The organism is Brachybacterium sp. JB7 (assembly GCF_003335205.1).
Lineage (GTDB): Bacteria > Actinomycetota > Actinomycetes > Actinomycetales > Dermabacteraceae > Brachybacterium > Brachybacterium alimentarium.
In genome coordinates, this window is the sequence record NZ_QPGN01000065.1 from 1 (window position 1) to 253 (window position 253).

The window sequence follows — 253 nt, forward strand, 5'->3', positions numbered from 1 at the left end:
ACATGCCGCCGAGTAGCCATTCAGTGCTCATGTTCACCTCCGCATTCGGGTGTTATGGCCAGTCTATCGCAGATAGACCTCGGTGATGGCGGGGCGGAAATGTCCCATCTCCTGGGAGACGGTTTCCAGCGCGTCGCGGTACGCGAGGCCGCTGCGCTGTAACTCGCCCATACGCTCCTGAGCATAGCTGTGCCGCACGCCATGAGCGCCGTTCGACCAGCCGAGCCCCCGTTGACTCGCCCGAGTGAACGCG

General features: G+C 63.2%; 1 pseudogene. It reads right to left on the reverse strand.

The annotated features are described in order from the left end of the window. Positions 1–63: 63 nt before the first annotated feature. Positions 64–253, reverse strand: a pseudogene (locus tag CIK81_RS18415) (hypothetical protein); the annotation flags it as partial.